Raw genomic sequence first — 13180 nt, 5'->3', positions numbered from 1 at the left:
TAGAGGCGAGCGAACGTATGTCGAGCCGCAAACAAGCGATCGATGTCAGAAGTGTTGTTTTTTTGTTTTAACGTTCGCTGGCTATCAATAGGGAAGTGATAGGCAGCGAACCGTCTACTGGCTTCGTCCATAACTAACTCCGATTAACTAAAGTTTTAAAAGGCAATAAGAAGCTGCCGGTTTTCATCATAAGAAAACCGTTAGAAGAAGGACTTTAAAGTGCCTTCAAATCAATGGGCGGAGCGGGCCCCGAGGCTCGGATTCAGCCGGGGAGAGCGGCGCATGTAGCGCCGACTCGGTGGTTCCTGGTTGTCGTCCAGGCTCCAGCGCTGCACGAGCCGACCGGTCATCGGGCAGACGCGCCAGTTGGCACGCGGGTGTGCCTTGGCTTGGGAAGAAGGTGCGCAATAGGGCGCAATGGCGCGGTTTGCGGTGGTGCGCTCACGGCAGGGCTTGACCCGCATGGTCAAAGCAAAGGCGCGTACGCCGGGCATTACAGTGGTGTTGAAGTTCATAACATGCCTCTGGACCGGACTGACGCCGGTGAGGCAAGTTACGGTGGAGCATCAAGCTCTAGCGCAGCTCACCCGACCGAAAAGTCGAGCCCCGTCATTTTCTGGGTTGTGTGCCAGATTCTGCAGTTTTGCAGTAACCCGACAGCGACTAGATACTGTGTCCATTGGATTCTTTTGTGAGTTGAAAAAAGGCCTTCGTCGAAGGCCCGGGCAATTTACTCAGGGACGTTGGATACGTCAACCTTAAATGCCCGATTAATAGTGCATTGAGTGGAAATAGCGACAAACTTAATTAGTGGTTCAGCTAAATGACAGTGAGTTGTCTTTATCTAACTGCTTACACAATTGTGTAGCAGCTGCCGAGCCTGCGAGGCTGCGTCCGGCTGCGCAGCAGTCGTAAATCCTGCACGTGCGATTTGTCTGATGGAACCCAGTGTGTGAGTTGGCGACCACTGCGCCCGAGCGCGGACCGGCCGACGCAGGCTTCGCCAGTTGCTACAGAAGTCGTGTGGCGCAGGCGCCAGTTATCAGCGTTTGTGATGCGGCCCGCCATCAGGGCTATGCTTTGCAGTGCGCCCATCACCATGGGAGACCTCTGATGATCAACGTACGCACGGCCCGCATGCTTGCCGATTACAAAAACTGGGCCGACCAGCGCCTCTTTGACAGCCTGGCGGCATTGCCGGCGGGCGAGGTCAGCAAAGAGCGAGTGTCGGTATTCAAAAACATGATCGGCACCCTGAACCACATCTACGTCGTGGACTGCATCTGGCAGGCTCACCTCGAAGGCCGAGGCCACGGTTTCAAAACCTCACACGATCTGTTGCATGCCGACCTTGCCGATCTGCGCAGGGCGCAACGGGAGATCGATCACTGGTACTGCGACTGGAGCGAACGCCAGACCGATGCATCGCTGGATAAACCCTTCGAATTTACGTTTGTATCGGGCGAAAGCGGCACCATGAGCGCCGGCGCGATGCTGATGCATGTGGTCAACCACGCCAGCTATCACCGTGGCTGGGTGATCCAGATGTACTTCGAGATACCGGCCATGCCGCCGGTCACGGACTTGCCGGTGTACCTGCGCGAGGCCCAGCCAACCGCTTTCAAGTCGCTGCATACCCCGGCAGTGGAGCCGACATGTGCTGTGCAATTTTCGAGCGCAACCAGCGTTCTGCCGGATCGTTATCGTTGACGCCGTTCCAGACCATGGACAGCTCGGACAGCACGATGTCGAACGGCGGGTCATCGGCCCGCAACTGGCTGCTGCCTTCGATCAATGCACACGCGGCATAATCCGGCACCGAGGCGAGCATATCGGTGCCGGCCAGCAACGAGCGCAAACCGGCGAATTGCGGCACCGCCAGCACGACCCGCCGTGAACGTCCGATACGCGCCAGGTCGTTGTCGATGGCCCCACTCAAATCCCCGGAAAACGACACCAATGCATGGGGGCGCTCGCAGAATTCATCCAGCGTCAGCGGGCTGGGGCGGTCATCGCCGCGCAGGATCTTCACGCTCAGGTCGCGCAACTTTTTGCGCTTGGCGTTGGCCGGCAACTCCGTGGTGTAACTGATCCCGACAGAAATCTCGCCGCTGGCGAGCATCGACGACATCAGCAGAAAATTCACGCGTCGCACCACCACCACAACGTTCTGCGCCTCTTCGCGAATTTGCTTGAGCAGCGGCGGAAACAGGCCGAACTCAGCGTCGTCGGATAAGCCGATGCGGAACACATCACGGCTGGTGGACGGGTCGAAATCCTTGGCGCGGCTGACCGCGCCGGAAATGGTGTCCATTGCCGGCTGTAACTCCTTGAGAATCGCCAGCGCCCGTGGGGTGGGTTCCAGGGAACGGCCGATGCGCACCAGCAACGGGTCGTCGAACAGATCGCGCAACTTGGCCAGCGAGGCGCTGACGGCGGGTTGGCCGAGGAACAGTTTCTCCGCGGCGCGGGTCAGGTTTTTCTCGAACATCAGCGTTTCGAAAATCACCAACAGGTTCATGTCCACGCGGCGCAAGTCGTTGCGGTTCATGGAGAGGCTCGCAGGGATTTGAGGGTTTGTTCAGTAAAGCATCAAACCTGGAAGAGCCAATAAACAGCGATGTTTAACACACATCTCCAGACACTCTGCGAGGCTACACATCCTTGCGCCGTTACCTACGACTGCGCCAGAATCCGCCGGCTTGTGCGCCTTGGGCCGGGACTTTACTGTTTGCGGGTCGCTGCCAATTCAGCGACCGGATTTGACCGTCCGATTCGATCAAGGCGTATCAGTGTCCAAGAAAAGTGTCAGGCTTTTTGCGGTGGCTGTGCGCGGGACACCTTCGGGTGTGCCGGATTCCTTGATTTCCGGTCGGTCAACCCGCGTACAGCTGCCACCTTATCGTTTGACCGCGAACGGTGGCGGCTCCGCCAATCAAGGAGTTTCACTGTGTTCAAGATCACACCCAACCCACCCGAAACCGTCACCGACGACGTTTCCCCCTACGAATCCACCGATTCCAAAAAACTCAATACCGCCGCCGACCGCGCCCTCGATTACTACCTCAAACCCGTCATCCCCAAAGACACGCCACGCAAACCCAGCACGATCTACTTCGTCGGCCCCGACACCGATAACGAAACGTTGCTGGTGAACGCCTGCGAGACGTTGGCGTCCGCGAGCGTCATGTTGAGCGATTTCGCGGGGCAGTTAAGCGGCCCGCAGCGTCACACCCTGTTGGGCATTCAACACTCCGTCATGCTGGGTGAACTGGCGGTGAACTGGATGCTGGATAACGTCGACCCGCAAAACGCTTAACGCACAGATCGTTCCCACGCTCTGCGTGGGAATGCAGCCCGGGACGCTCCGCGTCCCATTTTAAAGCTGGAACGCGGATCGCCCCTTTAGGCATTCCCACGCAGAGCGTGAGAACGATCCTCTCGCCTTAAGCCGCCCTTGGCTCTTGCGAACTGACCCTTGATCTGACCGATGCCCAACCCGACGGCTTCCTGCTGGCGGGTCGCTACACTCTTCTGGGCCATGATCGTGCCTTCAATGTCTTATGGACGTCGCGTTGGCACAGAACGTCGAGATCGTGGTCGGTGGTCCTTACAGTTCGGGCATTTTGGCCGGTGGTGCGCGAGGCCAAACGGGTGGCCGACCGCGCGCCATTGCCAATCACAGGAGTTTGAGCATGAAAATTGATCTGACTGGAAAACTCGCGATTGTCAGCGGCAGCACCGCCGGCATTGGCTTGGGCATCAGCAAGGCACTGGCCGAGTCCGGCGCCACGGTGGTAGTGATCGGCCGCGAGACGGCCAAGGTCGAGCAGGCGCTGGCGAGCATTCGTCAGAGTGTGCCGGGGGCTCAGTTGCGTGGCCTCACCGCCGACCTGGGCACCGCCGAAGGCGCCGAGGTGTTGTTCGCTGCCGAACCGCGCGCGGACATCCTGGTGAACAATCTCGGGATCTTCAACGACGTCGATTTCTTCGACACGCCAGACAGCGAGTGGACGCGGTTTTATGAGGTCAACGTGATCTCTGGCGTGCGCCTGTCCCGGCATTACGTGCCAGACATGGTCAAGCAGGGTTGGGGCCGGGTGATTTTCCTGTCCTCGGAATCCGGCATCGCGATCCCCGCCGACATGCTCAATTATGGCGTGACCAAAAGCGCCAACCTGGCGGTGTCTCATGGCCTGGCCAAACGGCTGGCCGGCACTGGCGTCACGGTCAATGCGATCCTGCCCGGCCCGACGTTGACCGATGGCCTGGAACAGATGCTCAAGGACGCCACCGCCGCCTCCGGCCGCAGCGTTCGCGAAGAAGCCGATGCGTTTGTGCGCAAGGCCCGGCCGACCTCAATCATCCAGCGCGTGGCAGATGTCGAGGAAGTCGCCAACCTGGTGGCCTACATCGCTTCGCCACTGTCCTCGGCAACCACCGGCGCGGCGCTGCGGGTCGACGGAGGTGTCGTCGATAGCCTGGCGATTTGAAAACCAGTGATTGAGAGAGCATTTCCACGAAGTATTTGGCGACGATCAACGTTGAAGCGCAGGGGCAGGGGGCGCGGGTGACGTGGTCGGCTTGGTTTGAGCCGGTGGGGGGAGTGAGGAAGAAGTCGTGGCGTTGTTTACCGGGATTAATCAGGGTGGACTGGACGCTTTGCGGGCCAACTATTCCGCTTAGAAGTACGACTTAACCTTGTAGCAGCTGCCGAGCCTGCGAGGCTGCGTTCGGCTGCGAAGCAGTCGTGGAATCAGATGACGCGGTGTTTCAGATAGACCGCGTGTGCAGGGTTTACGACTGCTTCGCAGCCGGACGCAGCCTCGCAGGCTCGACAGCTGCTACAAGCGGACGCAGCCTCGCAGGCTCGACAGCTGCTACAAGCGAACGCAGGCTCGGCAGCTGCTACAGAGCTGCTACAGAGCTGCTACAACGGTTGTGTCAGTGCAGAGCTTTTGCAATCGAGCGCCAACCGCGCGCCACCGAGTTCGCTGTTACCCACTGCAAGCGCAAAGCCATGCAGGCTGGCAATCGCCGCGACGATCGACAACCCCAACCCAAACCCGCTTTTCTGATTTCCGCCTTCAGCACGATAGAAGCGCTGGAACACCGCCTCCCGCTCGGCCTCGGGAATCCCTGGCCCTGAATCGAGCACTTCGATTCGCGTAAACCCGCCCTCGCTGACCCCACGCAAAATCACCTCGCCACCCGGAGGTGTGAATTTGATCGAGTTGCTCAACAGGTTCGCCACGGCTTCGAACAACAGTGCGCGATCGCCAGTCAGTGCGGGCAATGTCGCCGGCAATTGCAGTGTGAACACCAGTTCGCCTTCTTCCGCCAGTGGCAGGTAAAAGTCGTGCAGCTCTTGCAGCAACGGCACGGGATCGAGTTGCACGAACCCCGACCGACGCTGGCGATCCTCCAGCTCGGAGATCCGCAGCAACCCACGAAAACGCGCCATCAGGGTGTCGGCTTCACCGAGTACGGAATCCAGTTGCACGGCCAGCGTCGAGCCGTCTTCAGCCTGCTGTTGAATCCGGTACAACTGGGCCCGCAGGCGTGTCAGCGGGGTGCGCAGGTCGTGGGCGATGTTGTCGCAAACACCCTTGACCTCGTGCATCAAACGCTCGATGCGTTCGAGCATGGCGTTGACGATGGCAGCGAGCATGTCCAATTCGTCACGACGATTGGACAATGGCAGGCGCCGGGTCAAATCGCCGGCAACGATGGCTTCGGCGCTGGCCTGGATCGCGCGGATACGCCGCAGCGGTCGTCGGCGCAACACCTGCCAACCGACGATGCCCGGAAGAATGGTCAGCGTGACACCCCAGAACAACGCGTGAAGGATGATCCGGGTCACAGCGAACAACGAACCGTTGTCGCGCACCAGAATCAGCCAGCGACCGTCACGCGTCTGGGTCGCCACGGCGTCGCAACTGTCGGCGGGCAGGGTCGGGTCGTCGGACTCTGCGCAGTCGCTGAGCATGTGGATCTTGCCGTCCAGCGGCAAGTCTTCGGGGATATGGTGCAGCGCACCACTGAGGTAGCGATGCTGGTGGTCGAACAGGCCATAGGCGTCGATGCCACGTATGTCGAAGGTCATGCTGACGGCGAGGGCGTCCACCAGCTGTTCGCCCTGAAAGCGTGAAAACAGATGCTGACGTTGCATCAGCGAGTGTTTGGCCAGATTGTCCAGGTAAGCGGACACCTCGTAATACATGACACCCATGAGGATCGCGCTCCAGATCACGAACAGCGAGCTGTAGAGCGCCAGCAAACGGCTGCTGGAGGAACGCCAGCCTTTAGACGGGTTCGGCAATGACATAACCCGAGCCTCGCACGGTCCGAATCAGTGGGACCTGGCCTTGCGGGTCGATTTTCTTGCGCAGACGGCCGATGTGCACGTCGATCAGGTTGGTGCCGGGGTCGAAGTGGTAGCCCCAGACTTCTTCGAAAATCATCATGCGCGACAGGATCTGCCCGGTGTTGCGCATCAGGAATTCGAGCAACTTGTACTCGGTCGGTAGCAGTGTCAGCAGCAGGCCGGCGCGGCTGGCTTCGTGGCTGATCAGGTTGAGTTCCAGGTCGGCCACTCGCAAGGTGGTGGCCTGGGCGGTCACGGTGTTCTGACGTCGTAGCAGGACTTCGACCCGGGCGGCCATTTCATCGGTGGCGAACGGTTTGGTCAGGTAATCGTCACCGCCGGCGCGCAAACCACGCACGCGCTCATCGACGTCGGAGAGGGCGCTGATCATCAGGATTGGCGTGGCCACGCCCATGGTCCGCAACGTGGTGACAATCGCCAGGCCATCGAGCTCCGGCAGCATGCGGTCGAGGGTGATCAAGTCGTAATCGCCACTGACGGCACGCTCCAGGCCTTCACGACCGTTGTCGACCCAATCGACATCGAGGCCGTGGCTGCTCAGTTCGGCGACAATTTCCCGGGCGGTCACGGCGTCGTCTTCGATGGTCAAGATGCGGGTCATAAGGCTGGCCTGATAATCGGTTCAATACGGAGTGGGGAACATTTTGCCCAGAATTACGCGTGACTTAATAAATTAACTTTCATGTTGCACCAGGGGCCACTGCGGAACATTGATATCATACGGCCACAACTTAAACAGGAAGCTGCGTTGTGCACTCGTTGATTCGCCGTAGTGGGATGCTGATTGTATTGCTGTTGTGCCTCACCAGCCTGTCTGCCTGGGCGGGCAATACACCTTGTTCGGGAAAGAAAGGCGGTATTGCCCGCTGCGATGGCGATCTGTTTTTGTGCAATGACGGCTCCATCAGCGGTTCTAAGAAAAGCTGCTCGGCGATGTATGGCGGCCAAAGCCAGGCCCGTCCGCAAACGCTGATCCAGAGCGACGATGGCTGCGCCTGCGGCACTGGTTCGTTCTGCACCGGGCCCAGAGGCGGGGTGTATTGCCTGACGCCTAGCGGTAATAAAAGCTACAAGCGCAAGTAACTCATCTGCAGTGCATAAAACCCGTCGGGATGACGTGTTCCTTGCAAAATGCATGGAAAAGGGAAGTTCAATCTTTATAGATTATTGAAATACAACGATTTATTTAAAAGTCGCGACTGGCACGGTGACTGCAATTACTCATTCGAAGAGTTGTAACACCATCTTTCCTGCCTGGAGCGATACAACAATGAATAGATCCTCTGAAGGTTTCTATCCCATCGCAGAAGAAACAAGCACGCTGTCGGGGGTGTCCTGGGGCGCGATTTTCGCCGGGGCCGCGGCAGCCGCGGCGTTGTCGTTGATCCTTTTGCTGCTCGGTGTCGGCCTGGGTTTTTCCGCGGTATCGCCGTGGGCCAATGAAGGCGTGAGCGCCAAGAGCCTGGGCATATCAACCATCGTGTGGCTGGCGGCGACGCAAATCGTCGCTTCCGGGCTCGGTGGCTACATTGCCGGTCGCCTGCGGATCAAGTGGGCGAACCTGCACGGTGACGAGGTGTATTTCCGTGATACCGCCCATGGCTTTCTCGCCTGGTGCGTGGCGACGCTGGTGACGGCGACCCTGGTGGTCGGCTCGGTCAGCAGCATCGTCAGTGGCGGTGTGCAAGCCGGGGCGAGCGTGGTCGGCGGGGCGGCCAGTGCGGCCACTCAAGCGGCGAGCACTGCGGCCGGTAATACCGACAGCGATCAGTACGGTTACTTCGTCGACAGCCTGTTTCGTGACGATCGCCCGGCCGCCGTCAGCGATGACGCCGTGCGTGGCACGGTCACGCGCATCTTCATGCGCAGCCTGAGTAACAACGGCTTGACCGCCGAAGATCGGACTTACCTGGCGCAACTTGTTGCACAGCGGACCAACCTGACTCAGGCAGACGCTGAACGCCGTGTCGATGACGTCTACGCCCGTACGCAAAAAGCCGTTGCCGACGCCAAACTGGCCGCACAGCAAGCCGCCGACACGGCCGCGAAAGTCGCCGCCTGGACCTCGTTGTGGATGTTCATCGCACTGCTGATCGGCGCTTTTTTCGCCAGCCTCGCCGCGACCTTCGGCGGTCGCCGCCGGGACGCTGTGGTGTACGTCGAAACCGACGCCTACCTCACCACCGCTTCGCTGCAACCTGTTCGTTAACCCAGGAGAATCATCATGCGCTCATTACTGCTGTTCTTCCTCGGCGTGCCCATCCCGATCATCATCCTGATCGCCTTGTTCATGCATTGATCCCTTGAGGCACATGCCTCTGCCGCTTCTGCCTCTGGTGGAAGCGGCGTTTTGCTTTGTGGCCTCCAATAAAGCGAAGATGCCCGCCACGGTTCTTGAATTGGGTTGTCTTTGAAAGGGGAGTAGTGAGTTGGACAAAAAGGAAATCAAGCGGCAACTGGCGGCAATGCTCGAAGCCGGGCGCTCCAAAACCGAAACGTTCAAGGCGTTTTCCGGTGGGGCGGTCAAGGACCGGGTACTGGCTTACTGGATTGGCGCCCGAGCGGATCCGGCGCTACGGGAAAAACACGCACTCAAGGTCAATATTTTGCTCGCACTGATGTGCGTTCAAACCTTGCTAGGTGCCGTCAGCGGATTTTACCTGGGCTCGACGATCGGCCCTGGTGCCGTGGTGTTTTTTACTCTGTTTGCGGTGCTGGTGCCGCTGGCGTTTGCCTGGGGGTTCTACAAGAACTCGGCACGGGCCTACACCCTTTACTTGATTCTGACCGTCAGCCAGATCTCGCGGATGTTCAAGGGATATGAGGAAGACCCGGTGATGACCGTGGCCGGTTTTGTGATCACGTTGGGCATCGTGTGTTTTGTCGCTTGGGTAAAAGTGCTGCTGTTCCCGGACCTGGGCTTCGTCGGCTCGAAAAGGGTCAAGGGCGAGTACGTATTTTCCAACTGATTCTTGGGAGGCGCCTGGCATTGCACCGCGTCATCGTTCATCGCGGGCAAGCCATGCTCCCACAGGGGCACACTGTCACACTGTGGAAGCATGGCTTGCTCGCGATGGCGTCATCACAGTCGCCACACCGCTTAAACCTTGCTCGCCTCCTGCTCCTCCAACTGATCCGACTCAAACAGTTTCGCCAACTCTGCCCGCGCTTCCTGCGCCGTCTGCAACACCTTCGCTGCATCGTCATAAACCGCATGCTGTGCTTCCAGCACCTGTTCGTCGTGATGCTGGAAGCGCTTGATCCGCGCATCGGCCTGGGCCTGGGTCAGACCCAGGCCAACCAACGTGCGCCGGCTCATCTCAAGGCTCGAATAGTAGGTTTCGCGGATGGCCTCGGCGCCAAGGTCCACCAACCGGTGCACATGCTGACGGTTACGTGCACGGGCGATGATTTTGATGTGCGGATACAGCCGGTGCACGACCTCGGCGGTCTTGATATTGGTGTCTGGGTCATCGGTGGCGATGATGAAATATTCCGCCTGCTCGACCTTGGCCGCGCTGAGGATTTCCGGGCGCATCGGGTCACCATAGAACACCGGCACGCCGCCGAAACTGCGGGACAGTTCGATGGTTTCAACCGAGGTATCGAGCGCCACGAACTTGATGTTCTGCGCCCGCAGAATCCGCGCGACGATCTGCCCCATCCGGCCCATGCCGGCAATCACCACGCGCGGCGTATCGGTGTCGATGTGGCGGAATTTCTCGGGCACCACGACCGGTTGCACCTTCGGCGAATACAGACGTGCGCACAGCAGCAACAACAGCGGCGTCACCGCCATGGACAAGGTGATCGTCAGCACCAGCAAGTCGTACAGGTGCGGTTCGAACAAGCCCTGGTCGCGGCCGATCTTGAACACCACAAACGCGAACTCACCGCCGGCCGCCAGCACGATGCCCAAGCGGATCGCACTGACCTTGCCCAGCCCACCAGCCAATCGCCCGACCACAAACAGCAGCGGCAATTTGATTGCGATCAGCAGCAGGGTCAGCCCGAGTACTGCAATCGGTGCGTTGAGCAACAGGCTCAGGTTGGCGCCCATGCCGACGCTCATAAAGAACAGCCCCAGCAACAGGCCTTTGAACGGCTCGATCTGCGCTTCCAGTTCATGACGGTACTCGGAGTCAGCCAGCAGCAGCCCGGCGAGGAACGCACCGAGCGCCATGGACACGCCGACCAGGTCCATCAACCACGCCGTGCCGATCACCACCAACAGCGCGGTCGCGGTGGACACTTCCGGCAGACTGGTTTTGGCGACCACGCGAAACACCGGTCGCAGCAGGTAACGTCCACCGATCACTACCACGGCAATGCTGCCTAGCACGCGTAAGCCGTGATTCAGGTCTTGCGCAGCAGTGGAAGTGTGATCACCGCCGGCCAGCAACGGCACCATAGCAATCAGCGGGATCGCGGCGATGTCCTGAAACAGCAGAATCGCAAACGCCAGGCGACCGTGAGGGCTGGTCAGTTCCTTGCGCTCGGCGAGGCTTTGCAGGCCAAAGGCTGTCGACGACAAGGCCAGGCCCAGACCGAGCACGATGGCGCTGTTCAGCGGTTGGCCGAACACGAACAAGGCGACTACGCCGATGACCGAACCGGTCAGCAGCACCTGCGCCAGGCCCACGCCAAACACCGATTTGCGCATCACCCACAAGCGCCGCGGCGACAGCTCAAGGCCAATGATGAACAGCAGCAACACTACGCCCAGTTCAGAGATATGACTGACGCTTTGCGGGTTGCCAATCAGCCCCAGCACCGACGGCCCGATGAGGACGCCGGCAAACAGATAACCCAAGACGGCACCCAACTGCATGCGTTTGGCCAGGGGAACGACGAGCACCGCCGCGAACAGAAACACGACAGCGGCTTGTAAAAGGTTGCCTTCATGGGGCATGACTGACTCCAACAACGGTACGGCGGGGGGGCAAGGATAAAGGCTGAGGCGAGAGGCGTCAGCTATGAACATAAACGGGGTTAGTGTCTACACCGTTGAAGCGCGCTGATGTTGAAGGTGCGGTTACATTTTGCATCAATTAGTGACATTCATAAGATAAGCTGATCAATCTGTTTGTTCACGAGTACACACCGATGGCCATCAATTTTGACCTGAACGATCTCCAGGCTTTTCGCGCGGTGGTTGAGCAGGGCAGTTTTCGCAAGGCCGCCGATACGGTGCGTATCTCCCAGCCAGCACTGAGTCGTCGGATCGAAAAACTTGAAGATGCCCTGGGTGTGAGACTGTTCGAGCGCACCACGCGCAAGGTCAGCCTGACCCAGGCGGGACGCGGTTTCATGCCCAGTGTCGAGCGGTTACTGGATGACCTGGACGTGGCGTTGCTGGGCATCAGCGAAGTGGCCTCGACCCGGCTCGGCCATGTCACGGTTGCCTGCGTGCCGTCGGCGGCTTACTACTTCATGCCGCGGGTAATCGCCCATTACCACCGGCAATTCCCACGGATCAAAGTCAAAGTGCTGGATTCCAGCGCGCACGAGGTGCTGAGTGCAGTGGTCAACGGTGAGGCGGATTTCGGCCTGAGTTTCATGGGCACGCTGGAGGCCGAAGTCGAGTTCGAACCGCTGGTGAAGGAGGGCTACGTGGTGGCTTGTCGGCGCGATCACCCGCTGGCCGGGCGCAGCAGCGTGACCTGGGACGAGTTCTATCAGCAGGATTACATCTCGCTGGACAAAACCTCGGGCAACCGCTTCTTGCTGGATCAGGCACTGACCGGCATCGTGCCGCAGCGGCCGAGCATCTGCGAAACGCGGCATGTGACGACAATGATTGGCCTGGTGGAAGCGGGATTGGGTATCGCGGCGGTGCCGCTGATGGCGATGCCAGCGGCAGATCATCCGATCCTGACCCGGGTGCCATTGATCGAACCGCAAGTGATGCGCAGCGTCGGTCTGATCAAGCGCCGGGGTCGTACATTGACCCCGGCAGCATTGGAACTGGAGCGGCTGGTGGTGGAAATGAAAGTGCAGTCACCTGCGATCAGCGGCTGACCGAATCCAGCCCTGTTGACTTTACATCCGACTGAGCGGCTGAGGAGGCCAGGTACTCAAGCAAGGCCTTGGCTTGCGCAGGGTGTTGCGCACCCACCGCAATACCGGCGGCGAATCGGGTCACCGACTGCACTGACTCCGGAATCTTCGCCACAAAACTCACCCCCGGCACTGGCAGCAATTCGCTGACCTGCTGAAAACCCAATTGATAGTCGCCACTGGCAACGACCGAACCCACCGGGATTTTCGGGATCATCTTCGACTTGGGTTTGAGCTGGTCTTCGATGCCCAGTCGCTTGAACAGTTGATCTTCGATGTACACGCCGCTGGCACTGTCGGAATAAGCAACCGAGCGGGCATCGAGCAGGGTCTTTTTCAGACCGTCGACGGAGCTGATGTCTGGCTTGGGAGCACCTTCGCGTACCACCAGCCCAATTCGCGAGTCCGCCAGTTCAACCCGAGAAGCCGGGTCGACTTTGCCCTGTTTGATCAGTTCATCCAGGGCGTAACCGACCATTATCACCACGTCGGCTTTCTCACCTCTGGCCAGACGATTCGGGATCGCTTCCGGGGCTTTGCCCATGGAAGGGCCGAGAGCGGTGTCCAGGGTATTACCGGTAGACTCGGCGAATTTCGGGCCGAGGATTTTGTACGCAGCAGTGAAACCACCGGAGGTCATCACGCGGATCTCTTCGGCCTGCGCGATATTACTCAGGCCAAGGCTGGCAGCCAGCGTCAGGGTTGCAAATTTCAATAGTTTGTTCATGTCCA

General features: G+C 59.4%; 13 protein-coding genes and 2 pseudogenes. 9 read left to right on the top strand and 6 right to left on the bottom strand.

Going from position 1 to position 13180, the window contains the following annotated elements; genetic code table 11:
• Window positions 1-230 precede the first annotated feature (230 nt).
• Window positions 231-515, bottom strand: coding sequence for a hypothetical protein (locus LOY55_RS18045; protein ID WP_223525155.1), 285 nt, complete (start codon window positions 513-515; stop codon window positions 231-233).
• A gap of 598 nt (window positions 516-1113) precedes the next feature.
• Here LOY55_RS18045 and LOY55_RS18040 point away from each other — a divergent pair.
• Window positions 1114-1710 (top strand): DinB family protein, encoded by a 597-nt coding sequence (locus tag LOY55_RS18040; RefSeq protein WP_109786172.1) that lies wholly within the window; start codon window positions 1114-1116, stop codon window positions 1708-1710.
• Here LOY55_RS18040 and LOY55_RS18035 read toward each other — a convergent pair.
• A complete protein-coding gene (locus LOY55_RS18035) occupies window positions 1622-2551 on the bottom strand; it encodes a LysR substrate-binding domain-containing protein (protein ID WP_223525157.1) in 930 nt (309 codons plus the stop codon). The two genes, LOY55_RS18040 and LOY55_RS18035, sit on opposite strands and share 89 nt — an antisense overlap.
• A 399-nt stretch (window positions 2552-2950) precedes the next feature.
• Between LOY55_RS18035 and LOY55_RS18030 the strand changes: the two genes are divergently transcribed.
• The 4 genes and pseudogenes from LOY55_RS18030 to LOY55_RS31040 form a co-directional block, all read left to right on the top strand.
• Window positions 2951-3319: a DUF6124 family protein gene (locus tag LOY55_RS18030; protein ID WP_258666073.1), complete on the top strand. Its 369-nt coding sequence runs from the start codon at window positions 2951-2953 to the stop codon at window positions 3317-3319.
• 146 nt (window positions 3320-3465) lie between these two features.
• Window positions 3466-3645 (top strand): annotated as a pseudogene (locus LOY55_RS18025) (aldo/keto reductase); the annotation flags it as partial.
• 50 nt (window positions 3646-3695) lie between these two features.
• Window positions 3696-4493, top strand: coding sequence for an SDR family NAD(P)-dependent oxidoreductase (locus LOY55_RS18020; protein ID WP_046031813.1), 798 nt, complete (start codon window positions 3696-3698; stop codon window positions 4491-4493).
• Window positions 4494-4516: 23 nt separating this feature from the next.
• Window positions 4517-4686: pseudogene (locus tag LOY55_RS31040) on the top strand (SRPBCC family protein); the annotation flags it as partial.
• Between the two features lie 244 nt (window positions 4687-4930).
• Here LOY55_RS31040 and LOY55_RS18015 read toward each other — a convergent pair.
• Both LOY55_RS18015 and LOY55_RS18010 read right to left on the bottom strand, forming a co-directional pair.
• On the bottom strand, window positions 4931-6328 hold the full coding sequence (locus LOY55_RS18015; protein WP_109786169.1) for a HAMP domain-containing sensor histidine kinase: 1398 nt from the start codon (window positions 6326-6328) through the stop codon (window positions 4931-4933).
• Complete coding sequence (locus LOY55_RS18010) at window positions 6306-6989, bottom strand: response regulator transcription factor (RefSeq protein ID WP_046031458.1); 684 nt, start codon at window positions 6987-6989, stop codon at window positions 6306-6308. The genes LOY55_RS18015 and LOY55_RS18010 overlap by 23 nt, the downstream gene beginning before the upstream one ends.
• Before the next feature lie 176 nt (window positions 6990-7165).
• Here LOY55_RS18010 and LOY55_RS18005 point away from each other — a divergent pair, with 176 nt between their 5' ends.
• From LOY55_RS18005 to LOY55_RS17995, 3 genes are all read left to right on the top strand, one after another.
• On the top strand, window positions 7166-7471 hold the full coding sequence (locus tag LOY55_RS18005; protein ID WP_109786255.1) for a hypothetical protein: 306 nt from the start codon (window positions 7166-7168) through the stop codon (window positions 7469-7471).
• Window positions 7472-7658: 187 nt separating this feature from the next.
• Window positions 7659-8597, top strand: coding sequence for a hypothetical protein (locus tag LOY55_RS18000; RefSeq protein WP_109786168.1), 939 nt, complete (start codon window positions 7659-7661; stop codon window positions 8595-8597).
• Between the two features lie 220 nt (window positions 8598-8817).
• Complete coding sequence (locus LOY55_RS17995) at window positions 8818-9357, top strand: hypothetical protein (RefSeq protein WP_223525161.1); 540 nt, start codon at window positions 8818-8820, stop codon at window positions 9355-9357.
• Window positions 9358-9488: 131 nt separating this feature from the next.
• Here the strand turns inward: LOY55_RS17995 and LOY55_RS17990 are convergent, their stop codons facing one another.
• The gene (locus LOY55_RS17990; protein WP_109786166.1) at window positions 9489-11300 is read right to left on the bottom strand and encodes a monovalent cation:proton antiporter-2 (CPA2) family protein; all 1812 of its coding nucleotides are present in this window, start codon (window positions 11298-11300) and stop codon (window positions 9489-9491) included.
• A gap of 194 nt (window positions 11301-11494) precedes the next feature.
• Between LOY55_RS17990 and LOY55_RS17985 the strand changes: the two genes are divergently transcribed.
• Window positions 11495-12409, top strand: a complete 915-nt coding sequence (locus LOY55_RS17985; protein ID WP_046031454.1) for a LysR family transcriptional regulator — start codon at window positions 11495-11497, stop codon at window positions 12407-12409.
• Here LOY55_RS17985 and LOY55_RS17980 read toward each other — a convergent pair.
• Complete coding sequence (locus tag LOY55_RS17980) at window positions 12399-13175, bottom strand: substrate-binding domain-containing protein (protein ID WP_223525163.1); 777 nt, start codon at window positions 13173-13175, stop codon at window positions 12399-12401. The two genes, LOY55_RS17985 and LOY55_RS17980, sit on opposite strands and share 11 nt — an antisense overlap.
• Window positions 13176-13180 lie beyond the last annotated feature (5 nt).

It is taken from the genome of Pseudomonas sp. B21-040, from assembly GCF_024748695.1.
Lineage (GTDB): Bacteria > Pseudomonadota > Gammaproteobacteria > Pseudomonadales > Pseudomonadaceae > Aquipseudomonas.
The sequence above is the reverse complement of the archived record's forward strand: the minus strand, read 5'-3'. Positions and strand labels throughout refer to the sequence as shown.